Consider the following 23,965-nt stretch of genomic DNA (forward strand, 5'->3'; position numbering starts at 1 on the left):
ACCTTAATGGCACGATCATATTGGTTAGCAAATGTTCTTCTTGAAAGCGGCTTCATTCGTGAAGGTGGACTGGTTACAAAAACAATTACAGAAAACAGCCATATCCTAGTTGAAGGAGGGAAATTCACTAAAATAATCCCAGCTCATGAGGTTTTACCCGTTGAATTGCCAGTCCAGGATTCGGGAGGGCTGCTTATGCTTCCTGGTTTTCAGGATAAGCATATTCACTTGGACAAAACATACTATGGAGGTAAATGGAAAGCATGTACCCCATTTGTGGATGTATTTGGCCGCATGAAAGAAGAAGAAAAACTGCTCCCGTCTCTTCTTCATGTTGCGGAAGAAAGGGCGAAAAAGATTTTGGAGCTGCTTTTAAAGAATGGAGTAACCCACATACGTGCTCAGTGTAATGTTGATCCTATAATTGGGTTGAAAAACATGGAAGCAGTTTTACGTGCCTTAAAATCATACGATGGACAACTCTCATACGAGTTAGTTGCCTTTCCTCAGCACGGACTCTTGCGAAGTAATTCCGTGCCACTTGTAAGGGAGGCGTTAAGAATGGGAGCCACTGCTGCAGGGGGATTGGATCCGGCCATAGTAGATGAAAATATTGAAGCTTCATTACATGCACTCATTGAGCTTGCTGTTGAAGCGGATGCAGATATAGATTTGCATTTACATGAACCTGGTCACCTGGGAATTTATACGATGAAGCGACTGGCTAAACTTACAGAAGAAGCAGGGTGGCAGGGAAGAGTTACAATTGGACACGCGTTTGGACTTGGAGATGTTCCATTTGAAGTGGCAGCCGATGCAGCGGAAACTTTAGCTGAAGCGGGAATATCAATCGCTTCTACTGTACCTATCGATATTCCCACAATTCCAATCCCGTTGCTTCATGAAAAGGGTATAAATGTCTCGCTTGTAAATGACAGCATAACGGATCATTGGGACCCATTCGGCACCGGGGACGTGCTCTACAAAGCTAGTCTGATGGCTGAACGTTTCGCTTGGATTGACGAGTGGTCTTTAGGACGAGCGCTTGGTTTTATTACTGGCGGGAAAATGCCCCTTAATTCAGAGGGGGAGCGTGTTTGGCCGACTATTGGTGATAATGCGGAGGCTGTTTTTGTGGAAGCTAGTTGTTCAGCGGAGGCAGTCGCAAGACGTGCAAGGCGTCTTGCGGTTTTGCACAAAGGGAAAATTGTTTCAGGTTCATTCAATCCAATCTTAGAAAAAAATTAGTAGTAAAACGAAAGAACGCCATTCTTTGTAGAAAAATACAGAGAGGATGGCGTTTTTTATGATTTTTTTCTGTTTTAAGCGAACTAATGCTGATTACTTTAATCATTGTTTAATTGTGAATAGGTGGCAATAATCGAAACGGGTTTCTATTGCGATCAAAGGGAGAGCGATTCCGAATTCTCCATGAAAAAACCGAGACCCATGAATTTAAAAAGGATCTCATTAGTACCTGCCGCTGCATAATCACAACTCTTTTGATGCTGAAGAATTGAAGAATTAGTGAAAGCTGCCCGTATAAAAGTGTGAATAAAACGGCTTGACATAATACCCCTGTAGGTATATTATGAACTTACGAGTTATCAATGAATAAACTCACGAGTAAAATGCGAAAACTCACGAGAAAATGAACAAATTCACAATAATTGCCTCGGAAGAAGTGATCTTGGGACTGAGCTTCGTAATCGGAAATGGAATTAATGTAATCAGTTATGATATTAACGATTGTAAATAGATGGGGGGCAGAGTATGGAGTATGATAAAAGTGTCATTAATCGCTTGAAACGGATTGAAGGACAAATCAAGGGTGTTCTTGGAATGATGGAGCAGGGAAAAGATTGCAGGGAAATCGTCACTCAGTTGTCGGCTGCGCGAAGTGCCATCGATAGGACCATGGGTGTTATCGTAAGTGCCAATCTTGAGCAATGCGTTCGGGAAAACGTCGAGAATGGAGAGGGCACTGATCATCTAGTCAAGGAAGCGGTTAATTTACTGATAAAAAGCAGGTAAAAGAATTGACCTGAACTGTAGAAAAAGGAGTGTTATTCATGTCTTATATTTTACAAGTGGATTTTAAAATGGAGGGACCTTTCGGCAACGAAATGGTAAAAGAATTTACAGATTTAGCAAAAATCATTAATGATGAAGAAGGCTTGATCTGGAAGATTTGGACCGAAGACAGTGAGGCAAAGGAAGCAGGTGGCATTTATCTGTTTGAAACGAAGGAATCCGCATATAAGTACTTGACGATGCATACAGCTCGGTTAAATGGGTTTGGTATAGAGAAGGTTAATGGGAAAATTTTCGAAGTAAATGAAGGTCTGACTTCAATCAATCATGGACCAAGCAAATAAAGATAACCATTTATTTTAGTGAAGTGGTTGACGAACTATATTTTTTAGCATAATATATACCCCACTGGGTATTTATAAAGGTATAAAAATGAAATTTCGATCAGGGGGAAGCATAATGACTGAAAAGAAAAAAACGACGATCATTTTATTTAGTGGTGATTATGATAAGGCAATGGCTGCTTATATCATTGCAAATGGTGCGGCGGCTTACGATCATGAAGTGACCATCTTCCATACATTCTGGGGATTGAATGCTTTAAGGAAGGATGAGCCGATTTCATTAAAAAAGGGATTTCTTGAAAAAATGTTTGCGAAAATGATGCCGCGTGGTTCTGATAAAATGGGTCTATCAAACATGAACTTTGCTGGGATGGGACCTAAAATGATCAAACATGTGATGAAAAAGCATAACGCCATGTCACTCCCAAATTTAATTGAGTTGGCTCAGGAACAGGAAATCAAACTTATAGCCTGTACGATGACAATGGATTTATTGGGTTTACAGCAAGAGGAATTATTGGATGGAATTGAGTATGCAGGTGTTGCGGCTTATTTAGCTGAAGCAGAGGATGGAAATGTAAACTTATTTATATAAATTTGGGTACCGGAGGGATGGGTCCATTGGGAACTATATTTAACCTCATCATATTAGGTTTCATCGTTTGGTTTTTATATCAGCGCTTTGTTCCTGTAAAAGGGATAAAAAATATAAATGCGGCTGAGCTAAAAGCTGTGTTGAAAAATAGAGGAAATAAGCAATTGATTGATGTCCGTACTCCTAATGAATATAGGGGCAATCACATAAAGGACTTTAAAAACATACCTTTAAACGAACTTGGCAAAAGGGCACAAGAACTTTCAAAAGATAAAGAAGTGATTGTAATCTGCCAAAGCGGGATGAGGAGCAGTAATGCGAGTAAAGCATTGAAAAAACTTGGATTTAAAGAAGTCACCAACGTAAAAGGCGGCATGAGTTCTTGGCGCGAATAAAAGGAGGATCTTATAAAGATGAAAGAAATTTTACCGAATGAAGTGAACGCATTATTGAAGGGGAACTCGCCAGTCCACATCATTGATGTGCGGGAGGTGGATGAAGTAAAAGCAGGGAAAATACCAAATGCTTTGAATATCCCGTTGGGTCTGGTGGAATTTAGAATGCAGGATTTGGATAAATCAAAAGAGTATATCATGGTCTGCCGTTCAGGGGGCAGGAGTTCAAGGGCAGCACAGCTACTTGAGGATCATGGATATAAAGTGTTGAACATGATGGGTGGAATGAATGAATGGGAAGGTCCCACAGAAAAATTTTGAATTCGGATATACCCCCACACCTATAATAGAAGGAGGAAATAAAATGATAAAAACAAATTCCGTTTTGGATGCTAAAGGTTTAGCTTGTCCAATGCCAATCGTAAAAACGAAAAAAGCCATGAATGGCCTGGAAGCGGGGGCAGTACTGGAAGTTCAAGCAACTGATAAAGGGTCAACCGCCGATATGAAGGCGTGGGCGGAAAGTTCAGGTCATCAATACTTGGGTACGGTTGAAGAAGGAACCACACTAAAACATTATCTTCGGAAAGCAAGAGAAGAAGAAACAAAAATGAAGAAGCATGAAAAAATCATTTCCAATGAAGAACTTCTGCAAGTGATGGAAGAAAATAGAAATATGGTCGTCCTGGATGTACGAGAATCCGCAGAATTTGCTTTTAATCACATTCCAGGAGCAAGATCCCTTCCAATGGGGGAATTGGAACAACGTATGGGTGAACTGGATATAGAGTCAGAGATTTTCGTGATTTGCCGTACAGGCAGCCGAAGTGATCTTGCTGCACAAAAACTGTCTGCGGCTGGATTTGAACGGGTTTTCAATGTTATACCAGGCATGAGCCAATGGAATGGTCCTTCACAAAAATCCATGAATGAATAAAACTATAAAATGGAGGACTAGATCATGACTAACAAAGTAGCCATAATCGCAAGTAATGGTGGTTTATTTGACGCATATAAAGTGTTTAACATCGCAACGGCAGCGGCAGCAACAGATCAAGAAGTGGCCATTTTCTTTACTTTCGAAGGTTTGAACTTAATTCATAAAGACGCGAATGGAAAACTTCCTCTGCCTGAAGGTAAGGAGCATTTTGCCGAAGGGTTTAAAAAGGCCAATGTTCCTTCCATTCCTGAGTTAGTTACTATGGCACAGGAAATGGACGTCAAGTTTATTGGGTGTCAAATGACCATGGACGTATGGGGCATGGAAAAAGAAGCTTTCGTTGATGGTATCGAAGTAGGTGGAGCGGTCACATTTTTGGAGTTCGCTAAAGATGCTGATGTTACATTAACCTTTTAATGAAGGAAAAATTTTTGAAAATATTAATACTATAGGGGGTATCCGATATGGCGTTTAAGCAAATGACAGCCGCTGAAGTTTCAAAGAAAGTAATCAATAAAACCGACTTATTTATTTTGGATGTTCGAAATAAAAGTGACTTTAATGATTGGAAAATTGAAGGGCAGAATTTCGAATTCCTTAATATCCCTTACTTTGATCTACTGGATGGCGTGGAAGAAATTCTCGATCAAATTCCGGCCAATAAAGAAATCCTGGTAGTATGTGCAAAGGAAGGCTCATCCGTCATGGTAGCTGATATGTTATCTGAAGCTGGATTGGATGTTTTTTATTTAAAGGGCGGCATGAAAGCATGGAGTGAACACTTGGAACCAGTGAGGATAGGCGAATTGACAAATGGCGCCGAAATTTATCAATTTGTTCGACTTGGTAAAGGCTGTTTATCTTACATGGTCGTTTCCAATGGGGAAGCAGCCGTTATTGATTCCACAAGAATGATAGATGCCTATCTTGATTTCGCAGATGATATCGGGGTGAAGATTACACATGTTCTGGATACGCACTTACATGCCGATCATATTTCAGGTGGAAGACGAATCGCGGAAGTAACAAATGCAGCTTACTGGCTGCCGCCAAAAGATGCGGCAGAAGTAACTTTTGAATATCAGCCGTTAGAAAGCGGGAAAGTGATAACGATCGGTCATACAGCGATTGATATCCAAGCGTTATATTCCCCGGGTCATACCATTGGATCCACTTCATTTGTGGTGGATCAAAAATACTTGCTAAGCGGGGATATACTATTCATCGATTCCATTGGCAGACCGGACCTAGCTGGTTTGGTTGAGGATTGGGTAGGGGACTTGAGAGAAACACTGTATACACGTTATAAAGAATTATCAGAAGAGTTAATTGTATTGCCATCACATTTCATGATCATTGATGAATTGAATGAAGATGGAAGTGTCGCTAAAAAGTTGGGTTCACTATTTGCTGAAAATCACGGATTGAACATTGCGGATGAAACGGAATTCAGAGAGCTGGTAACAGGTAATTTACCGCCTCAGCCAAACGCTTATCAAGAAATTCGCGAAACCAATATGGGGAAAATCGAACCCGATGATGAAAAACAGCGCGAAATGGAAATTGGACCAAATCGCTGTGCGGTTCGCTAATACCGATAAAAATAAAAACCAAGAAAATAGGAGAGATGAAATATGAATGCAGATAAAGTGCTAGATGCTAAGGGACTGGCATGTCCAATGCCGATCGTCAAAACGAGAAAAGCCATGAATGATTTGCAAACCGGGCAAGTGCTGGAAATACATGTAACCGATAAAGGAGCTAAAGCAGACTTAGCCGCTTGGTCAAAATCCGGTGGCCATGAGCTGATGGAAACGGCAGAAGAAAATGATATACTGAAATTTTGGATCAGAAAAGGTTGATAAAGAGAGGGGAACCATTTGGTTTCCCTTCTTTTAAGGGAGGCACTTAAAATGGATATAACCTTTATCATTACCATCTTTTTGATTGGTTTTATAGGTTCATACGTTTCAGGGATGCTCGGCATCGGCGGTTCGATAATAAATTATCCAATGCTGCTGTTTATTCCCCCAATCTTCGGTTTAGCGGCATTTAGTGCCCATGATGTGACAGGTATAAGTGCTGTACAAGTCTTATTCGCTTCCATCGGAGGTATATGGAGCTATCGTAAGAGCGGACATTTAAATAAAACGCTAATTCTCTACATGGGAATCAGTGTGTTGATCGGAAGCGTGGTTGGGAGTTTTGGATCACAATCGATGTCGGAAAACGGAGTGAATATCGTCTATGGCATTTTGGCGTTGATAGCGGCTGTCATGATGTTCATTCCGAAGAAAGGGATAGATGACATTCCTGTAGATCAAGTTACCTTTAACAAATGGCTTGCGGCCATCCTGGCATTAATCATTGGTTTAGGCGCCGGGATAGTCGGTGCCGGAGGGGGCTTTCTATTAGTTCCCATCATGCTTATCGTTTTAAGAATTCCAACAAGGGTCACGATTGCTTCTTCATTGGCCATTACTTTCATTTCATCCGTTGGTGCAACAGCAGGGAAAATCTCAACCGGTCAAGTTGACTTCTATCCGGCGTTGATCATGGTTGTAGCTAGCTTAATAGCATCACCGCTTGGGGCAATGGCCGGTAAAAAAATGAATGTAAAAGTGCTGCAAGTCATACTGGCACTATTGATTTTAGCCACGGCTGTAAAAACTTGGGCGGGAATCATGTCTTGAGTTTTGACACAGAAGGGAGCAGTTGTGAAAAGTTCTATCGTTAAAGAAGTGTTCACAATAGGCCACACTAATAGTTCCTTTTCCTCCATCACTTTTTTTCTTATCTTGTACGGATTTCTGTTAATAGAAAAAGCTGACTGTTGAAAGTCAGCTTCAGTTTGTAGACAAAAGGGGGGCGGAATTAAAAAATTATGAACCCCTTTTGAAATTCCCTCTGAATTTCGCCTTCTTCTTTAAATTAATGGCAGCGAAAGTGAGCATCGCCTGCATCGACAATTTTTTAAGTCCCCTTAAAGTAATCCAACGCATATCATGCTTTTCTTTTGCATCTGCGAATACACGCTCAATCGTTTCTTTACGCTTCGCATAGGGTTTACATCTTGATGATAACGCAGATGATCTAAAGTAATCATTTCAAGTTGATCTCGCTGAATAGAATCATGTTTAGAAAGCATCCTCATCACCTCAGGTTCTAATACTTTTATTTTAAAACAAAAATGACCCTAGGCAAAAGTGTTCTATCTAAAAGGTAGGACAAAGTTGATTGGAACGGAAGGTACGAGACTCCTGCGGGAAAAGCGCGTCTAGGGGAGACCCCGCAGGCGAAAGCCGAGGAGGCTCCCCGACCGCCCGCGGAAAGCGAGTGCCCTACGTTCCAATCAACGTCCAAATTGTACAAGCCATAAAAATAGACAAACTCGATTTTCATCGAGTTTGTCAACAGTCTGAAGCTGACTGTTGAAAGTCAGCTTTTTCCTTATGCGGCCGTTTATAAATAATTAAAAGATTACCGCTAAAATAAACCAAACAATCATCAATAATTGAATTAGTACTTTGGCTAAACTGCCGCCTAAAAAACCGATGATAGTTGCAAACCCAACTTTAGCAGCCTTCATTATATCTTTTTGAATGATTAATTCCGAAACGAGGACTGCTAAAAATGGTACGAGAATTATTCCAAAAGGAGGAAAGATAAATGAACCAACAATCGTGGCAATAGCTGCTATTGTCTCGGATGTTTTTGACCCCCCATACTTTTTAACAAAATAACTGTTTGCGATAATGTCTGCCGCGATTAATACACCGCTCAACACAACCATACTGATCCAGAACCATAACGATAACTCATCAGGATTAACCAGGAATTGATAAACTGCAAATCCTCCCCAAATGGCAACAACCGAAGGAATAATAGGATAGACAATTCCTACAAAACTTAAAGCAAATAAGACGATCGTTAACCCCCACCATAAAATATCCAATGAAACTCCACCTTTTCATACTTACTTTTTCATATATCTATTAAATTATATTTCTATTTAGGGACAAACACCATTTATTCTTTTCTTGTATATTCGAATCCCGCACAGGTCATCAACTACCAAAGGCTCAAATCCTTGATATTTGGGCCTTTCTTTATTTTGTCTAACGGGAGGCGTTTAGATCATGATTATGTCATTACTTGCTTCCCATATACTTTATACCAAAAAATTCACCTCATAGATGTTGGATTAATATTAGATTTTCAAGCGGTTGCTTCTTTCTTGGAAGAACTTTCTATATCATACTACAAAAAAATGATTCCTTATTATTGCAACAATCTTTACGAATGCAGCTTTCATTAACATTAGATGTATAATGTGTATAAATGGATTAAGTTTATGATAAAAATATTTCTCAATTTGCCAATAAGAACTTGTTGATGAATCTTTATATTAACACTTTAACTAGGGTTTTTTTCGGCAACCTTTTTCTTATTCAAAAAACTGGGCAGGTTAGTTGAAGCTTATTTTCATTGACATTTATAAGCCATTTTCATATAAAGATGTTGTAATATTAAGGGACAAGTAGGAGGTTGAGAAGTTGAAAACTTTTGATTTAAAATCAGGAACAAAAGTAGTAATAGACGAAAGTAGAATAGTAATAGAAAGAACAGGTGGAAAAAGTGCAATGAAGGGTTTATTTGCAGGGCGAGCAATGGGGCAAATGACCATAAAAATGTCAGCAGTGACTGGGTTAATTCACTTTGCTGACTTTTTAATGATTTGTGCTTCTGGCCTCCCGACTCCGAATGATTTTAAATTATCCAGCGTAGCAGAGATAAAACAATACCCTAACTGTATTGTGGCAAAAGAAAGTGAATTAGAAGAGTTATATCAATTTCTCAATGGATTTATTAAATAATGATTGCATAAAAGCCTTAACCTTTAGAGGTTTCCCTATAGGGAACAAAAAAACACAACGAAAGCAGTTGATTTCATCTAAGAAATACAACTGCTATTAGCTTTTGAAACAGTTATTTACGGTAGTTAAAATACAATTGGTTATCATTTGAGAGCAAATAATAAGATTGAAGCTGTCTTTAAGGCAGCTTTTTACTTTAGGCAGTTTCATAACAAAAATAAGAATATATTTTTTGTAATAACATTAAAGTAAGAATTGTATTTCTTCCCAATTCATTCTTTTGGTTATTCTTGATCGAGTAGCTGTAAAAGATTTTTTGTTTTTTCACGCTCAATGTTTGGGTATTCATTCGTACGATCCCAAAGTTCCTCCATTAAATTATGTAAAACCTCCATGTAGTAATCAGCCAGCTTAATTTCAACTTCTTTTCATTATCTTTCAAATGGGATATAAGATTACCATGTGATTATCTGTTAATGATATGCCGCCGAGTCTTTTTTTCAATAGTTGTTGTTCCTCACATTTATGATAAATTGATTAAAAGTCCTTAGTAGTTGTTTTTGGAAAGGGTCCTGCGGATATTTACTAGCAAACAAGTAGACAAGGACCTATATACTTTACAAAAAAGAAATAGCGCCACTAATTATAGCTAATACTGTTAAGGTTAACGATGTCAAGATGGCCCATTTGTATGCAAATTTCTGATATTCTCCAAGGTCTTTATCAACCATGCCAACTAATAGAATGGTTGAAGCAACAAGCGGACTCATTAAATGAGCGGGTTGCCCCAATATAGAAGCCCGGGCAATTTCTAACGGACTAATGCCATATGCTGAAGCTGCCTCTGCAAGAATAGGGAGAACTCCAAAATAATAGGCATCATTCGATAAAACGAAAGTGAATGGCATACTTGTAATGCCAACAATGACAGGGAAAAACTGTCCTAATGAAGCTGGTATTATCGCAACCAGTCCATTAGCAATAGCATCAACCATTTTTGTACCGGAAAAAATTCCTGCAAATACTCCAGCTGCAAAAACTAGTAGAACAACAATTAAAGCATTTCCAGAATGTGCTAAGATACGTCTTTTTTGCATTTCCAGATTAGGGTAGTTAATCATTAAAGCAATAGTGAAACCGACCAAAAATAAAATAGGGGAAGGTACCAATCCCATAATAAGAATGACCATAATGCCTACCACAATTAATAAGTTAACCCACAAAAAACGAGGGCGTTTAATGTCAATATGAGGTAATGCATCAGTGGCTTCATTTTCTACAGTAGCAGCTATTTCATTTTTTAACTCTTCTATGTGTATTACACCCAATCGTTTACGTTCCTTTTTCCCTAAAATAAATGCCACGAAAATAACCCAAATAGCACCGCCGATCATGGTAGGAATAAGTGGAACAAAAAATTCGGATGCATCAAGTCCCAATACTGCTATTGCTCGGGTAGCAGGTCCACCCCAGGGGGTCATACCACTCATAACACTTAAAGCTAGCATGGCTACTGTAGCTAATACCAATGGATTCATACCGATTCGTTTATAAAGTGGATACATAGCTGAAACAGTAATAATATACGTTGTTGTACCGTCTCCATCTAGGGCCACGAGTAATGCAAGAATTGTGGTACCTATCGAAATTTTGACAGGATCTCCCTTGACAACTTCTAATAACTTTTTGATAAGTGGGTCAAATAAGCCCGTGTCGATCATAATGCCAAAAAACAATATGGCGAATAATAATAGAGCTGCAGAAGGAGCGACTAGCTTAATGCCTTCCATCATCATAGTGCCAATTTTACTTCCAAAACCACCAACTACAGCAAAAACGATCGGAACTAAAGTTAAAGCAACAATGGGTGATAAACGTTTGGACATAATTAAATAGGTAAAGACGGTAACCATGGAGATGCCTAAAATTGATTATTAAATCCCCTCCCATACTTTGAATGCGCTTTCAAATGATCTCTGGGTGACTAGAAATAATTTTGTGATTTTTCGGAAAAATTAACTGGTAGATTAATAAGTTTTACACTATGCTTATGCGCTTTTCTTTATTAAAGGTAATACAGAGAGAACAATAAGTTAAATACATATTTTTTTTGTATTGGTATCAAAATAATTTATTCTTTAAAAAAGAATGGGGAGGAGAGCAAATAAAGCCATAGGATAAATGATTCAATAACGAAATTCTTTTTATGTTTAATGCTACTTTTAGGATCAAAAAAGAAGGTCATCATCTAAATATTTTGCATGATAACCTTCTTTTCTTTATAAATCAGACTTTTTTCATTCCTTGAGCAAAGCTTCCCCCTTTTTTATTTAACATTTAGTTTTACATTACTGTTCTTGTCTTTTTTTCTTAAACTTAATTTTAATACCAATTTTAGTAATGGAGGCACTGCGGCATAAATAAACGCCATCCGAAATAGTTGATAGCTGGTAACAGTAGATACATCAGCATTTACTTCTTGTGCAATGATTCCCATTTGATCCATTCCACCAGGGGCTAAACTTAAAAAACCCGTAATAGGCGATAAATCATAATACTGGGACAGTAGAAAACTAAAAAACATTGTTGCGCAGATCAAGATTAATCCGTTAATCAAAGCCAATAATAAGGTTTTTCTTTTGTTATCAAGTTGTTCCGGTTTTAATAGTAAACCGATATAACCGCCAACCATAAATTGAGATATATCAAGAAGTGAAAGAGGAAGTGGTGGTCCCTGCAAACCTAAAAGACCTATTGCAGCAGTAACGATTACTGGTCCTAAAAAGTAAGGAGCTGGTAATTTGAATATTTTACCTATTCTTGCTGCGAGAAAACAAATAAGGGCGAACAGAAAGATAAGAGGAAATAAATCACTCCACTCTGGAATAACGTTATCCATTATTTTGGATGAATCATTGGTACGATTCTCTGCAAACAGGGGACTGATAATTAAAAGGGGAACTAAGAAAACCACCATTATCACTCTTGTAACATGGAAAAAGGTTACGGTAGTAATATCAATACCTTTCATTTCTTCTGCAAACACAACGATTTGTGACAAACCTCCAGGAATACTACTCGTTAAGGAGGTGGGATAGTCAATGCCGGAATATTTTGACATAACAAAAGCAGAACATGCACACACAAGGACAATTAAGGCTGTAAGGATCAACATTGAGGGAAGGTGACTAATCATATCAGACAGTGAGCTCTTGGTAAAGGAGATGCCTATTGAATAACCTACAATAATTAATCCAGTATTTCTCATCGAAACGGGCCAAATCAATTTAACGTTTTTGAAACGTGATGCAATTAATAGGGCTGCCATTGGGCCAAGAAGCCAGGGGATTGGAAACCTGATAAGAGAGAAAAGACCGCCTCCAATAAAAGCAGTTAGAAGTGCAGCCGAAAATTGGATTGTCTTGCTTGCATTATTTAAATCCCACTTTTTCATATTAATTCTCTTCCTTTGAATTAGTTTTACTTCGTTTCGTCTTGTTTCATTGTTTAGAATCATTAAGAAAATCAATAAATGCTTTTACTTGTGCCAAATCCATAGTCACATCCCGATAAAAAACCCAAGTTTCTCTAAGCAAATAGCTATTATCGCTTAATACAATGGGGAAAGTATACAGTGGTTCATCATCTTTAATACAGATTTCTGGTAAAATGGCATATCCTAAACCATTAAGAACCAGTTCCTTACATGTTTCAATCCGATCTACCTCCATTGAAATCTTAGGTGGTAACGCAAATGTTTCCTGCCACCAGTTTTCAATAGTATTTCTTAACGATTGGTCTGTCTGATAATTAACTCTAGGAAGAAAAGGAAGTTCTTTTAATTCAATTTTTTTACTGGAGGCAATACAAATCTTTTCTTCTTGAAATAACACTTTATTTTCCTGCCATTTGTAAGGACCTCTAACGATCCCGAGGTGTGCTTCTTCTTTTTGAAGCATTTGATGAATTTGAGAACTCCATCCAGTTTTCAAACTGATTTCAACCTCTGGATATAGGGTTAGAAATTCTTTTAATAATACTGGTAGTTTATATCGGGCAAACAAGCCAGATACACCCAATCGCAAAGTTCCTTTTACTTTTTTATCCAAATTTGAAATGTGTTCTTTTGCAGCTCCTAATTGCTTACGCATATTTTTCGAGTATTGAACGAGGTATTCCCCTTCAACTGTAAACTCGACACCTCTTTTGCCTCTAGAGATTAAATTTGTTTTGAATTCTTTTTCCAGCTGTTTTATACGATAGGATAAAGCTGGCTGAGAAATAAATAGTCGTTGTGCTGCTTTTGTTATATTTCTTTCTTCGTAAAGAGTAATTAATATAAGCCAGTCTTTTTCATCCATAAAATTTTTCTCCTTTAACCATAAAAAATATTTATGGGTAATTATAAATAATGATAATTTATTTAATTTCTAAAAGTATAATACAGCTAATTAAAAAAGAAATCTATCTTTTTATGTAAATCAATAGACTCACTATGGTTTTGCCTTTCCAGCATTCTTTCATAAAATTTTTCTATGGCAATGAATAAAAAAACAATATTATTTTTATTCATTATTTTCACTTATTATTTACATGAAGATTATCACTACTTAACAGGAGGGGTAAAAATGTCAAATGCACAAAATTATGATGTAGTTGTAGTAGGGGCAGGAAACGCAGCTTTATGTGCCGCAATCTCAGCAAAAGAGGGAGGTGCTAGAGTTCTTGTACTAGAACGGGGACCAGTGGAAAAGCGTGGAGGGAACTCTTTCTTCACGGATGGAGCCATTCGTGTTGCATACAATAATTTAGACGCAATCAGAAATATAATACCTGAATTAACAGATGAAGAATCCGAGTTAATTGTAATGCCTGAATACACGGAAACCGATTATTACAATGATCTAATGCGAGTAACAGGTGGACAAAGTAATCCTGAGTTAGCAAAACAGCTGGTTTCTAAATCATATGAAACAATTGCGTGGATGCGTGATCAGGGAATAAAATTTGAATTGAATTATGAAAATCAATCATTCGTACAAGCTGGCAAGCGCAATTTCTGGGGAGGACTGCCTATCAAAACGGAGGATAAAGGCGTTGGCTTAATGAGACAGCTCTTTGCGCGGACAGAAGAAATTGGCATCGAAGTTTGGTACGATTCACGTGCTGTGGAGCTCGTATCAGAGCATAATACAATAACCGGTGTTGTTGTTGAGAAGGATCATACAATGGTAACAGTTCAGACATCCGGTGTGATTTTGGCTTGTGGCGGCTTTGAGGCCAATAAGAAAATGAGAAGTGAAAATATTGGTGAAGAATGGGAAGCGGCTATTGTTCGTGGAACCGAGTTCAACACAGGAGACGGCATTTCCATGGCTATGGCAGTAGGGGCTCAAAAATTTGGGCAGTGGTCTGGATGTCATTCTATTGGGACAGATTATAATGCGCCAAAAGTAGGGGACTTCACGAAGCCGGGAGATATTTTTAAAAAGCATTCTTATCCATACAGCGTCATGCTTAATAATGAAGGAAAACGGTTTGTTGATGAAGGAGCAGATTTGCGAAATTACACTTATGCCAAATACGGCCGTGAGGTATTAAAACAGCCTGGACATGTGGCATATCAAATTTATGATGCACAGGTACGCCCTATGCTGCGTAAAGAATATGACCTTGAAGAAGCGACTTTTTATAAAGCAGATACGCTTGGAGAGTTGGCTAGTTTACTGCCGGTCAATCAAACACAATTTCTTAAAACGATCGAAGAGTATAACAGTGCGGTACAAGATGGCGAGTATAGACCCGCAGAGAAAGATGGAAAAGGAACGAAAGGAATTACCCCTCCTAAATCCAACTGGGCACTTCGAATTGAGCAAGGTCCATTCTATGCTTTCCCTGTAACGTGCGGAATTACCTTCTCGTTCGGTGGTTTGCATGTAGATACAACGGGTCATGTGTTAGACAAAGAAGAACAACCGATAAAAGGTCTCTTTGCGGCTGGTGAAATGATTGGGGGGATTTTTTATGAAAACTATCCTGGTGGATCCGGGTTAATGTCTGGAGCAGTCTTTGGAAAATTAGCTGGTTCATCAGCAGCACGCTATACTCAAGAAAAGGTTGAAACGATCAATAATCACTGAGTCTTTTCCTTGAATGGTTTATTGGATAAGAATGTGTCAAAAAATAATAGAGATACGTGAAGTAGAAGAATGAAAAATAGCCAAGGCTTAAAAAGTCCTTGGCTGTTTCGTATTTTAACATATTTAAAGTCTTTATACTTTGACTAAAACTCATATCATATAGGTATATAAAAGGATCAAAATTAGTACCAGTTTATCTAGGAGCTTTTTCAGATGAAGTGATTGTATAGCTTTAATCGTCTTGATGGCGAGACATTAAGGTTCTTCATTACTAGCTTTTCGAGTTCAGCAACAGCTTGAATGGATAGATGGGCATCAACGAGTATGAATACAGTCCTGACTTATTGCTGTTTACCGCTCGATTCTAAAATTCAGCATGAAAAAGGGTAGGATTTGTGAATTGGTATTTTTCTCTAAACAAGATGTTAGATAGTAATTAGCTTTTTTTAAATAATATGGTAACCATAAAAATCTGGTTTCAGTATCTGTACCCTAATTGTATAGGGGGTTTAGCTTATCTGGGGAAATTCACTTATATTCTCAATCCTAGTTTATCATTAAATTTGAAGACATGGTTTAGGTGAAATACATTAGAGTTTCGGCTCTTTTGAAATCTCACTTATACAAAACAAGGATCATTAAAGTAAACTATTTCGGTAAGAATTTTAGTGCCTTTCATATTTTTGAATATTTCTTTCGCTTCTTTTTCTGTGTTAAATTCAAATATTTTAATATTTTCCTTTAAAAAGATAGTGATGACCCACATTTGACAAGCCTCCAAGTGATAGAAAATTTTTTGCTGTAATTTGCTGATCCATTCCTATCAAGCTAATTGATAGGAATGCTCGTAATTTTTTTTCGTGTACACGTATCCCTCCAAAATGATTCTTGCTGTGCGTACCACTTTAATAGCACGTATGTGTCCTGCCAAAAAATCAACCTTTGTTTCCATTATCCCCGCAGGATGGGCTAATCTGAAAATTTGGTGTTTAATGTTCACCATCTCAGATAAAACCGTTTCCTGTAAGTAAGCCCCTGCTGTTGCACAGATGGCTCCTGTAATAGCAAGCGCTTGATGGGGCTTTTGCATCGACATCATTCGGATCATCAAATCCATCTCTGACGCTTTTCTTTCAGATCCGTTTAGATCGACGTAATCCATAGGAGGAGCAATTAGAGTCATTTTAGGTACAGCAGGAGATTTGACAGTAGCTGATTTCTTATCGGAAAATTGACACATTTCAGCTGCAATTGACCGGATTTCTTCCAGTTCAATTAGTTTTTCCTGTGAATAATCATTGGGTAATTCGGTTCCGCTTAGACCAATATCCTGTGCCCTTACAAAAACGAGTGGATTGGCAACATCAATAATTGAAACTTGAATTAGCCGATCCTTGGTTTTAATCATGTCAATCGGATTTCCTGTAGGGAAAAGTTTTCCTGTAACTGCTCCTTCTGCACGAGTAAAAGAAAGATAAATAGGTGATCCTTTACCAGGAACCCCAGGTATTGAGCAGCATCCTTCTGATTTCACATGTCCATTTTCAACCTCTACTTCTGCAATAATCAGTTTTTGTGTATTCACGTTAAAAATTTTCACCGTTGTAACAGGTTCTTGTATAGGGACTAATCCTTGCTCAATTGCGTAAGGTCCTACAGCGGATGAAATATTTCCACAATTTCCTTTAAAATCAACCATTTGATTATCGATGCTGACCTGAGCAAATGTATATTCCACATCGAATTCCGGTGATTCTGATTTTTTGATGATCGCTGCTTTACTTGTCAAAGAATTCGCTCCTCCAAGACCATCGATCTGTCTTCGATCCGGACTGCCCATCACGTCAAGTAAGAAATCCTCCCAGTGTAAGGGATTCGAAGGCATATGTTCAAAATTAAGGAACACACCTTTACTTGTCCCGCCGCGCATTACAACTACAGGTACTTTCATTGTATAACCACCTTTTCTCAAATCAATATTTATAGCACTACCGGTTCCTTTGAAAATATAGTATGATATGTTTATTCATAAGTAAAATACATATTTTTTAAATAAAAATGATAAAAAAACTTATAATCCAAAAATTAGGAGATGGTTAAGTGGACGAAAAAGATTGGATTGCGATAAGGGTACTATATGAAGAAAAAAACATTAGCCGTGCCGCAGAGCGTTTATATATATCGCAGCCGGCGCTAACGTACCGGCTTAAAAATTTAGAAAAAGAATTTAGCACAAACCTATTTTTCAAAATAAAAGGAGGCATTGAGTTCACTTCAGAGGGGATACATTTAGCGGGCTATGCGGAAGAAATGGTGAAAAAGTTGCAAAAAACGAAAGATTATATGCTGAATATGAAAAATGAGGTAAGAGGAACGTTAAGGCTTGGCGTTTCCAGCAACTTTGCCCAATATAAACTACCAGAAATATTGAAAAAGTTTTCAACACAATATCCTCATGTACAATTTAATGTGAATACAGGGTGGAGTACAGAAATCATGCATCTTCTGGATTCCTCTAGTGTTCAATTAGGCATACTGCGTGGAAATTATGAATGGTATGGAATCAAATCATTACTGCATAAAGAAAGACTTTGTTTAATTTCTAAGAAAGAGGTAGACTTGGATAATTTGCCGGAACTTCCATTCATAAATTATAAGACCGACAGTTCTTTAAAAAACTTAATAAATGGCTGGTGGCATGATAGATTCCCAGAGCCACCATTTGTAACTATGGAAACGGATCGGCAGGAGACGTGCAAAGAGATGGTCAAAAATGATCTTGGTGTTTCCATTCTGCCGGAAATATGCCTGCAGCCGTCAGATAATTTGCATACATACGGGTTATCCTACAAAAAGGGGAAGCCGGTGTTAAGAAATACATGGTTAATGTATAACCAGGATTCATTAAAACTCTCTACTGTGAAAAACTTTATTGATTTCTTGAATAAAAATTCCAATCTGTAACGGAAAAAGCACTATGAAATTATTGGAAATTTCATAGTGCTTTTTTGGATTTCTTAATTTAATATAAAATGGATTATAAGTTTTTTTTTCGAAAAAGTAAAAAAAATATGTATTTCACTTATTTGATGATATGAACTATTCTAAAAATAGAAAATAAAGCAACAGGGAATCAGAAGATATGTAATATTTTTTAGTTATTCAAACTTCTCATCTGGTTTGTAAGCGGTTTCTTTAATAGGAGGGATTAATATTCTAACGTTACTTGGAATTTCAATGGTCGTTGTCTTTACTTATTTAATCATGTCTAAACGGTTATCACCTGTTAATTCTCTTGTAGTCATTCCAATTATCTTTGCATTAATTGGCGGATTTGGTCCAGAGCTCGGAGATATGATGCTCGATGGAATAAAGGTTGTCGCACCTTCAGCCGCTTTGCTATTGTTCGCTATTTTGTTTTTCGGAGTTCTGATTGACGCTGGGTTATTTGATCCACTTATTAAAACCATGTTGAAAATCGTAAAAGGGGATCCGGTTAAAATAGCGGTAGGAACAGCAGTAATCGCAATGACCGTTGCCTTAGATGGTGATGGTACCACGACTCATATGATTACGATTTCCGCCATGCTGCCCCTTTACTTACGACTTGGTATGAATCCACTTATTCTTGCCACTATTTCTATGCTGGCTGTCAGTATTATGAGTGGTATGACTCCTTGGGGAGGGCCTGCAACCAGAGCAATAGCATCTCTAGGTCTGGATGCAAATGAATTCTTTGTCCCGATTATCCCAACACTATTCTCAGGAATAGCAGCTATTCTTTTTACCGCTTATGTACTTGGTAAAAAAGAGCGCAAAAGGCTTGGCGTTGTTTATATCAAATCTGCACCTGAAATGAAAGGGGCTCTTGCTGAAGCAGCGGTAGCTTCCGCCATACAAGACGATTTAAAGCGCCCTAAATTAATTTGGGTCAATCTTTTGTTGACGCTCACAGTCATGGTCGTTCTTGTAATGGGCTTAGTACCGGTACCTGTGTTGTTTCTAATCGGGTTTGTTCTTGCCTCGATCATTAATTACCCTAATTTAGAACAGCAAAAAGAGCGAATCGGGTCACATGCAGGAAACGCTATAACCGTTGTCACATTAGTATTTGCGGCTGGTATTTTCACAGGGATCTTTTCCGGAACGAAAATGGTGGACGCAATAGCAAATTCTTTAGTGGCCATCATTCCGGATTCTTTAGGCTCTTTTTTACCGATGGTCGTTGCGTTCACAAGTATGCCATTTACGTTCGTTTTATCAAATGATGCTTACTACTTTGGTGTTTTGCCAATTCTTGCCGAAGCAGGGGAAGCTTATGGTGTGAGTCCTTTAGAAATTGCCAGAGCTTCCGTACTGGGGCAGCCTGTACATTTCTTAAGTCCACTCGTGGCCTCGACTCTTTTACTGGTAGGGATGGTAAAGACGGATATCGGGGAACTACAGCGGTATGCATTTAAATGGGCTCTAATTTGTTCATTAGTCCTTATTATTGTTGCTATCTTGACAGGGGCTATTATTTAAGTATAACGTTTAGGGCTGTGCCAAAACCAATTATTATTAGTGGTTTTTGGGACAGCCCATTCTTTTAATAAGGTTTAGAAGTCTCGCCGGTCGCTTGAGTAATGATTTTTACGATTTTATTCGCCAAATTCATAACCGTGTATAGACGAGTATCATTTAAAAATTGCATCGTTGGCAGCGGATCTATATAATTTACCATTCCTATAATATGATAGTCTCCCACTTCAGGTAATACTTTTTTTAAAGCTTTCCCTGGGACAAGAGGTCCATCCTTCAAAAAAACATAACCGACCTGGTTTTGATCCCCTAAACATGCATCCACACTAAAAATAAGAGGCTTTTTGAATTGTTTTTTAATTTCTTTCAACGTCTCTTTTAAATTAAATGCATGAACGGGGTTTTCCAAGGTACCATAAACACGATAAGGCACCGTATGCTCTTTAAGCATGGTCCCGACTAAAGGGCCCAATGAATCCCCGACTGATCGGTCTGAACCAATACACAGAAAGATTACATCTTCGTTTTGACATCCTGAAGATTGAATAATCTCTTTGACTTTTAATGCTAAACTGTTTATTTCTTCGCCTTTTGGTTCCACAGAACAAATCTGCTCCCTCTTTTTGTAAATTAGACTCATTTTGATTTCCCTTCATTCTATTATACGAATTAAAAAGATATCATGCATGTAAATATGAGCATATGCTTGTGACTGATGGAGATTTTTAAATTATTAGCATTTAACACTCTAAAAAATGGCAGTTATCCAAAACATGCCCTTTAATTTATTTGGGGAGTATGTGGGAGTGGGGTTACAACTAGAATATTTCCAGATCAATTATATAGCATGTTTTTACCCGATACCTCTTCAAAAATTTTAAAAGATTTGGGTAGAATTAATCGGGTTAACTAGTTTGTCATAGTGTATCACTTATATTTACAAACGATTAATAAGCTTTAATATTCTGCATCGGTCTTTTTATGACAAAATCCTTAGTTTTTTCTCCATTTTTGACTAATACCATCAATTTCCGCCTTTTACATGTTATAAATGCCGTTATAACCTCCTTTGTTTTCGTATTAACCGTGACTTTTGGTTTATCTTTCATGTGAAGGAATAAAATCACATGGGTTTAACAGAGCGTTTAAAATGGTCTGTTAATTTTAAGGGTAGAGTTTGCTATAAGGAATATAGCATCCCTCAAAAAGATTTTTTGGAGGTAATGTTGATGAAATCTGGCAATAGCGGTTTAAACAGACGTAATTTCTTAAAAGTTGGCGGAATGAGTACTTTAGCATTAACACTTGGTTCAACTGGGGTATTTTCTCTTGCGGGAGCTACAAAAGGATTTGCAGCGGAATCCAGCAATCCAACAAGTGGATTTGGTGGCTATGGCCCATTAGTAAAAGATCCAAATGGAGTTCTTGATCTGCCAAGGGGATTTCATTACAAAATGCTTTCACGAACTGGTGATATCATGCCTAATGGTGACCTTGTCCCTTCTGCCCACGATGGAATGGCTGCCTATAAAGGAGAGAAGGGTACAACCATTCTTGTAAGAAATCATGAAAATGGGACAAATTCGGATTACCCTGTAAACGGAAAAAAACCTTGGAGTGCTGGTGCTGCCGGCGGCACAACCACATTAATCGTTGGACAAAATAACAAGGTCATTGATCAGTATGTATCAAGTTCAGGTACAATCCGTAACTGTGCTGGTGGAGCTACAACTTGGGGCACTTGGTTAACAATGGAAGAAACCCGTGATATGGGGCATGGCTTTGCATTTGAAGTAAATCCGCTTGATCCTGAAAACGAAATGTCAAGAACACCAATCCGTGATATGGGGTATTTCTCCCATGAAGCTGGGCATGTTGACCCTTCAACAGGAATTTGGTATTTAACCGAAGACGCAAGTCCAAGCTTCTTGTACCGTTTTACACCACATGACCGTAGTCAAAAGCTAGGTTCTCTGCAAAAGGGCGGTATCCTTGAAGCGGCAGCGATTGATGAATTGCCGGCTGCAGCAGCAAGTCAATTTAGTACTAGACAAAAATTCGGGATTGTTTGGAAAAAATTAAATCCTGAAATCGCACAGCAAGATGCTAAGGATAAAGGCTGTATTCAGTTTAGCCGCTTAGAAGGGGCTTATTTTTCTGAAGGTACTTTATGGTTTGATGATACAAGTGCAGGGTCATCACGCCTTGGCCGTGTTTATCGCTACACGCCAGCGACAAACAACTTAGAACTATTCTATGAGTCTACTGATAAAAATGATTTAGAAGCACCGGATAACATTACGATCACTCCTTGGGGAGATCTTTGGATCGCCGAAGATGGTGGCGGCAATGACCGTATCGTCGGATTAACTCCTGAAGGAAATATTTATACTTTCGCTGAGAATATGATGAACGGTTCTGAATTTGCTGGCCCTACATTTTCTCCAGATGGAAATACTTTCTTTGTGAATATGCAAACACCAGGTATCACCTTTGCGATTTGGGGACCATTTGCACGCAGAAATTCTACCCGTAGACGAGCTATGAACCAGGCTTTGCCGCCAGCAAGTCTTGCTCCTGTTGTTTCGGATAAACTTACTGCATTCGCAGAAGAACAAGGCATGTCTATATTAGAAGCAGCAGCTTTAGAGCGTCACGGCATGCCAATTTTATAAGTAATGAACGCATTTTTTTAGTTCTTTCAAACCATCATGGTTGGAGGTGAGACATTTGTTATCCAGTATCGGCATACCTGGTTTAATTCTCATACTAGTCATAGCGTTAATCATTTTTGGCCCTTCTAAATTACCCGAAATTGGAAGGGCTTTTGGAAACACTTTAAAAGAATTTAAAAAAGCGACAAATGATTTGATCAGCAATGACAAAGAAGAAAAAACTAACTTTGAAGAAAAAAACAATCGAATAGCTCTTGAGAAATCCGAAAAGACTGGAAACTAAATAACTAATTTTATCATTTAATAGAGTAATTGCTTGGAGGAAATAGTATGAAAAAAATGGGGAAGTTATTTTTGACGGGCTGCTTTTCGCTGGCGATGGCTGCCGCTTTTGTCGCAAAGCCCGTTACGGCAGTTGCGGAGGAAAAGCTCAAGGAAGGAGAGAAGTTTAAACTCACCATTCTCCAGACGAATGACTTTCATGGTCATCTGGATGACATCGTCACGCTGGATGATGGAACCGTTCATCACAATTCTATTGCAAAGTATGCCACCATCATTGAAAATGTGCGCAATGAAGAAGAGAATGTCCTTCTAGTCGATGGCGGGGATGTCTTCCTACGCGGCGAGTTTCAGGAGGGTCAAGGAGAGTTGGAGACGTCTCTTTTGAAAGCTTTGGACTATGATGCGATGGCTCTAGGAAACAACGATTTCCGCGTTTACCCTGCCGGGGAGGGCACGCCGGACACCCGGTATGAACAGTTAAAGAATTACCACCGCAACGTGAATTTCCCCATCCTTACTGGAAATGTAATTGACAGGGAAACAGGAAAGTACATACAGAATGTAAAACCTTGGAAGAGTTTTACTTTCACAGGCGTTAAAGTCGGTATGATTGGCCTTACTTCGATGAAGCCTGAAATTCGCGGTTGGGATGATGTTGCAGACCTCGATTTCATCGAACCTGTTGAAGCGTTGAATGCGTTGCTTCCTGAAGTGAGTGAGAAGTCAGACGTAAACATTGTCCTTTCGCATGCTGGAAATCCCGAAGACCACAAGCTGGCTCGGGTTCCCGGAGTTTCGGCGGTAATCGGGGCAGATACACACAAGGTCATCGAAACTCCCGAATATGAATTCAACGGAGAGGTGATGGTACCAATTACTCAAGCTGGCGGAGAACAAGAACATTATTTGGGCCGTCTTAATTTGACTTTTGAAGTCGTTGACGCCAAAATGACTTTGGTCGAATCCGATGGATTCCTCTACGACGTCACAAATGTTCCGGCAAATCCGGAGATACAAGCGATTATTGACGAGTATCGTGCAGATTTGAAAGCGCAATAATCAACTCTTCATAGTGCTATGAGGGAGGGACAAAGCGAGGTTATTCGCTTTGTCCTTTCTAAATTAATGATAAGGTAAATACTGGAAGGGGTTGTACAAG

At 38.5% G+C, this 23,965-nt stretch carries 25 protein-coding genes and 1 pseudogene; 18 read left to right on the forward strand and 8 right to left on the reverse strand.

What is annotated here, in order from left to right; translation table 11 throughout:
* The first annotated feature begins 6 nt into the window (after positions 1 to 6).
* The 11 genes from ACZ9AO_RS00870 to ACZ9AO_RS00920 all read left to right on the forward strand — a co-directional run bounded on the left by ACZ9AO_RS00870 (position 7) and on the right by ACZ9AO_RS00920 (position 7,001).
* Positions 7 to 1,248 (forward strand): amidohydrolase, encoded by a 1,242-nt coding sequence (locus ACZ9AO_RS00870; protein ID WP_476108215.1) that lies wholly within the window; start codon positions 7 to 9, stop codon positions 1,246 to 1,248.
* A gap of 525 nt (positions 1,249 to 1,773) precedes the next feature.
* Positions 1,774 to 2,034 (forward strand): metal-sensitive transcriptional regulator, encoded by a 261-nt coding sequence (locus ACZ9AO_RS00875; RefSeq protein WP_034312817.1) that lies wholly within the window; start codon positions 1,774 to 1,776, stop codon positions 2,032 to 2,034.
* A 38-nt stretch (positions 2,035 to 2,072) separates the two neighbouring features.
* Positions 2,073 to 2,378, forward strand: a complete 306-nt coding sequence (locus ACZ9AO_RS00880) for a monooxygenase (RefSeq protein ID WP_476108216.1) — start codon at positions 2,073 to 2,075, stop codon at positions 2,376 to 2,378.
* Between the two features lie 115 nt (positions 2,379 to 2,493).
* The gene (locus tag ACZ9AO_RS00885; RefSeq protein WP_048687705.1) at positions 2,494 to 2,973 is read left to right on the forward strand and encodes a DsrE/DsrF/DrsH-like family protein; all 480 of its coding nucleotides are present in this window, start codon (positions 2,494 to 2,496) and stop codon (positions 2,971 to 2,973) included.
* A gap of 26 nt (positions 2,974 to 2,999) precedes the next feature.
* On the forward strand, positions 3,000 to 3,368 hold the full coding sequence (locus ACZ9AO_RS00890; RefSeq protein ID WP_222619728.1) for a rhodanese-like domain-containing protein: 369 nt from the start codon (positions 3,000 to 3,002) through the stop codon (positions 3,366 to 3,368).
* Positions 3,369 to 3,386: 18 nt separating this feature from the next.
* A complete protein-coding gene (locus ACZ9AO_RS00895) occupies positions 3,387 to 3,689 on the forward strand; it encodes a rhodanese-like domain-containing protein (protein ID WP_063593094.1) in 303 nt (100 codons plus the stop codon).
* Positions 3,690 to 3,732: 43 nt separating this feature from the next.
* Entirely contained in the window at positions 3,733 to 4,305 is a 573-nt protein-coding gene (locus ACZ9AO_RS00900) for a sulfurtransferase TusA family protein (protein WP_251542207.1), read from the forward strand.
* A gap of 24 nt (positions 4,306 to 4,329) precedes the next feature.
* Positions 4,330 to 4,725 carry a DsrE/DsrF/DrsH-like family protein gene (locus tag ACZ9AO_RS00905; RefSeq protein ID WP_476108217.1) on the forward strand — a complete coding sequence of 132 codons (396 nt, stop codon included), beginning with the start codon at positions 4,330 to 4,332 and terminating at the stop codon, positions 4,723 to 4,725.
* 47 nt (positions 4,726 to 4,772) lie between these two features.
* The gene (locus ACZ9AO_RS00910) at positions 4,773 to 5,900 is read left to right on the forward strand and encodes an MBL fold metallo-hydrolase (protein WP_476108218.1); all 1,128 of its coding nucleotides are present in this window, start codon (positions 4,773 to 4,775) and stop codon (positions 5,898 to 5,900) included.
* Positions 5,901 to 5,942: 42 nt separating this feature from the next.
* The gene (locus ACZ9AO_RS00915; RefSeq protein ID WP_034312794.1) at positions 5,943 to 6,170 is read left to right on the forward strand and encodes a sulfurtransferase TusA family protein; all 228 of its coding nucleotides are present in this window, start codon (positions 5,943 to 5,945) and stop codon (positions 6,168 to 6,170) included.
* Between the two features lie 51 nt (positions 6,171 to 6,221).
* Positions 6,222 to 7,001: a sulfite exporter TauE/SafE family protein gene (locus ACZ9AO_RS00920; protein WP_251542212.1), complete on the forward strand. Its 780-nt coding sequence runs from the start codon at positions 6,222 to 6,224 to the stop codon at positions 6,999 to 7,001.
* Between the two features lie 189 nt (positions 7,002 to 7,190).
* Here ACZ9AO_RS00920 and ACZ9AO_RS00925 read toward each other — a convergent pair.
* Together ACZ9AO_RS00925 and ACZ9AO_RS00930 are read right to left on the reverse strand one after the other, a co-directional pair.
* Positions 7,191 to 7,370: pseudogene (locus tag ACZ9AO_RS00925) on the reverse strand (transposase); the annotation flags it as partial.
* Between the two features lie 410 nt (positions 7,371 to 7,780).
* Complete coding sequence (locus ACZ9AO_RS00930) at positions 7,781 to 8,263, reverse strand: DUF456 domain-containing protein (protein WP_251542215.1); 483 nt, start codon at positions 8,261 to 8,263, stop codon at positions 7,781 to 7,783.
* Between the two features lie 601 nt (positions 8,264 to 8,864).
* Here ACZ9AO_RS00930 and ACZ9AO_RS00935 point away from each other — a divergent pair.
* A complete protein-coding gene (locus tag ACZ9AO_RS00935; RefSeq protein WP_251539102.1) occupies positions 8,865 to 9,185 on the forward strand; it encodes a hypothetical protein in 321 nt (106 codons plus the stop codon).
* Between the two features lie 617 nt (positions 9,186 to 9,802).
* Here the strand turns inward: ACZ9AO_RS00935 and ACZ9AO_RS00940 are convergent.
* The 3 genes from ACZ9AO_RS00940 to ACZ9AO_RS00950 all read right to left on the reverse strand — a co-directional run bounded on the left by ACZ9AO_RS00940 (position 9,803) and on the right by ACZ9AO_RS00950 (position 13,546).
* The gene (locus ACZ9AO_RS00940; RefSeq protein ID WP_476108219.1) at positions 9,803 to 11,098 is read right to left on the reverse strand and encodes a CitMHS family transporter; all 1,296 of its coding nucleotides are present in this window, start codon (positions 11,096 to 11,098) and stop codon (positions 9,803 to 9,805) included.
* Positions 11,099 to 11,511: 413 nt separating this feature from the next.
* Complete coding sequence (locus tag ACZ9AO_RS00945; RefSeq protein WP_476108220.1) at positions 11,512 to 12,639, reverse strand: AbrB family transcriptional regulator; 1,128 nt, start codon at positions 12,637 to 12,639, stop codon at positions 11,512 to 11,514.
* A 46-nt stretch (positions 12,640 to 12,685) separates the two neighbouring features.
* Positions 12,686 to 13,546: a LysR family transcriptional regulator gene (locus tag ACZ9AO_RS00950; protein ID WP_048677798.1), complete on the reverse strand. Its 861-nt coding sequence runs from the start codon at positions 13,544 to 13,546 to the stop codon at positions 12,686 to 12,688.
* A 267-nt stretch (positions 13,547 to 13,813) separates the two neighbouring features.
* Here ACZ9AO_RS00950 and tcuA point away from each other — a divergent pair, with 267 nt between their 5' ends.
* Positions 13,814 to 15,325, forward strand: a complete 1,512-nt coding sequence (tcuA, locus tag ACZ9AO_RS00955; RefSeq protein ID WP_476108221.1) for an FAD-dependent tricarballylate dehydrogenase TcuA — start codon at positions 13,814 to 13,816, stop codon at positions 15,323 to 15,325.
* 619 nt (positions 15,326 to 15,944) lie between these two features.
* Here the strand turns inward: tcuA and ACZ9AO_RS00960 are convergent.
* Both ACZ9AO_RS00960 and ACZ9AO_RS00965 read right to left on the reverse strand, forming a co-directional pair.
* Entirely contained in the window at positions 15,945 to 16,091 is a 147-nt protein-coding gene (locus tag ACZ9AO_RS00960; protein WP_251539109.1) for a hypothetical protein, read from the reverse strand.
* Between the two features lie 57 nt (positions 16,092 to 16,148).
* On the reverse strand, positions 16,149 to 17,276 hold the full coding sequence (locus tag ACZ9AO_RS00965; RefSeq protein WP_476108222.1) for a PrpF domain-containing protein: 1,128 nt from the start codon (positions 17,274 to 17,276) through the stop codon (positions 16,149 to 16,151).
* Positions 17,277 to 17,425: 149 nt separating this feature from the next.
* Between ACZ9AO_RS00965 and ACZ9AO_RS00970 the strand changes: the two genes are divergently transcribed.
* Positions 17,426 to 18,289 (forward strand): LysR family transcriptional regulator, encoded by an 864-nt coding sequence (locus ACZ9AO_RS00970; protein ID WP_476108223.1) that lies wholly within the window; start codon positions 17,426 to 17,428, stop codon positions 18,287 to 18,289.
* Positions 18,290 to 18,538: 249 nt separating this feature from the next.
* Complete coding sequence (locus ACZ9AO_RS00975; RefSeq protein WP_275725819.1) at positions 18,539 to 19,849, forward strand: CitMHS family transporter; 1,311 nt, start codon at positions 18,539 to 18,541, stop codon at positions 19,847 to 19,849.
* 64 nt (positions 19,850 to 19,913) lie between these two features.
* Here ACZ9AO_RS00975 and yyaC read toward each other — a convergent pair whose 3' ends face one another.
* Positions 19,914 to 20,486 carry a spore protease YyaC gene (gene yyaC, locus ACZ9AO_RS00980; protein ID WP_048677808.1) on the reverse strand — a complete coding sequence of 191 codons (573 nt, stop codon included), beginning with the start codon at positions 20,484 to 20,486 and terminating at the stop codon, positions 19,914 to 19,916.
* A 487-nt stretch (positions 20,487 to 20,973) separates the two neighbouring features.
* On the opposite strand from yyaC, the gene ACZ9AO_RS00985 reads away from it, so the two are divergent.
* From ACZ9AO_RS00985 to ACZ9AO_RS00995, 3 genes are read left to right on the forward strand one after another with little or no spacing between them, the layout of a single operon-like run.
* Entirely contained in the window at positions 20,974 to 22,521 is a 1,548-nt protein-coding gene (locus tag ACZ9AO_RS00985; RefSeq protein ID WP_476108224.1) for an alkaline phosphatase PhoX, read from the forward strand.
* Positions 22,522 to 22,576: 55 nt separating this feature from the next.
* Positions 22,577 to 22,804, forward strand: a complete 228-nt coding sequence (gene tatA / locus ACZ9AO_RS00990; RefSeq protein ID WP_053534707.1) for a twin-arginine translocase TatA/TatE family subunit — start codon at positions 22,577 to 22,579, stop codon at positions 22,802 to 22,804.
* Between the two features lie 47 nt (positions 22,805 to 22,851).
* The gene (locus ACZ9AO_RS00995) at positions 22,852 to 23,865 is read left to right on the forward strand and encodes a bifunctional metallophosphatase/5'-nucleotidase (protein ID WP_476108225.1); all 1,014 of its coding nucleotides are present in this window, start codon (positions 22,852 to 22,854) and stop codon (positions 23,863 to 23,865) included.
* The last annotated feature ends 100 nt before the right edge of the window (positions 23,866 to 23,965 follow it).

The sequence above is a fragment of the Peribacillus sp. TE19612 genome (assembly GCF_056279465.1).

Coding starts and splice junctions, on each gene's coding strand:
- ACZ9AO_RS00870 (WP_476108215.1), top strand. CDS start 7: ATGGCACGATCATATTGGTTAGCAAATGTTCTTCTTGAAAGCGGCTTC.
- ACZ9AO_RS00875 (WP_034312817.1), top strand. CDS start 1,774: ATGGAGTATGATAAAAGTGTCATTAATCGCTTGAAACGGATTGAAGGA.
- ACZ9AO_RS00880 (WP_476108216.1), top strand. CDS start 2,073: ATGTCTTATATTTTACAAGTGGATTTTAAAATGGAGGGACCTTTCGGC.
- ACZ9AO_RS00885 (WP_048687705.1), top strand. CDS start 2,494: ATGACTGAAAAGAAAAAAACGACGATCATTTTATTTAGTGGTGATTAT.
- ACZ9AO_RS00895 (WP_063593094.1), top strand. CDS start 3,387: ATGAAAGAAATTTTACCGAATGAAGTGAACGCATTATTGAAGGGGAAC.
- ACZ9AO_RS00900 (WP_251542207.1), top strand. CDS start 3,733: ATGATAAAAACAAATTCCGTTTTGGATGCTAAAGGTTTAGCTTGTCCA.
- ACZ9AO_RS00905 (WP_476108217.1), top strand. CDS start 4,330: ATGACTAACAAAGTAGCCATAATCGCAAGTAATGGTGGTTTATTTGAC.
- ACZ9AO_RS00910 (WP_476108218.1), top strand. CDS start 4,773: ATGGCGTTTAAGCAAATGACAGCCGCTGAAGTTTCAAAGAAAGTAATC.
- ACZ9AO_RS00915 (WP_034312794.1), top strand. CDS start 5,943: ATGAATGCAGATAAAGTGCTAGATGCTAAGGGACTGGCATGTCCAATG.
- ACZ9AO_RS00920 (WP_251542212.1), top strand. CDS start 6,222: ATGGATATAACCTTTATCATTACCATCTTTTTGATTGGTTTTATAGGT.
- ACZ9AO_RS00940 (WP_476108219.1), bottom strand. CDS start 11,098: ATGGTTACCGTCTTTACCTATTTAATTATGTCCAAACGTTTATCACCC.
- ACZ9AO_RS00945 (WP_476108220.1), bottom strand. CDS start 12,639: ATGAAAAAGTGGGATTTAAATAATGCAAGCAAGACAATCCAATTTTCG.
- ACZ9AO_RS00950 (WP_048677798.1), bottom strand. CDS start 13,546: ATGGATGAAAAAGACTGGCTTATATTAATTACTCTTTACGAAGAAAGA.
- tcuA (WP_476108221.1), top strand. CDS start 13,814: ATGTCAAATGCACAAAATTATGATGTAGTTGTAGTAGGGGCAGGAAAC.
- ACZ9AO_RS00960 (WP_251539109.1), bottom strand. CDS start 16,091: ATGTGGGTCATCACTATCTTTTTAAAGGAAAATATTAAAATATTTGAA.
- ACZ9AO_RS00965 (WP_476108222.1), bottom strand. CDS start 17,276: ATGAAAGTACCTGTAGTTGTAATGCGCGGCGGGACAAGTAAAGGTGTG.
- yyaC (WP_048677808.1), bottom strand. CDS start 20,486: ATGAGTCTAATTTACAAAAAGAGGGAGCAGATTTGTTCTGTGGAACCA.
- ACZ9AO_RS00985 (WP_476108224.1), top strand. CDS start 20,974: ATGGGTTTAACAGAGCGTTTAAAATGGTCTGTTAATTTTAAGGGTAGA.
- ACZ9AO_RS00995 (WP_476108225.1), top strand. CDS start 22,852: ATGAAAAAAATGGGGAAGTTATTTTTGACGGGCTGCTTTTCGCTGGCG.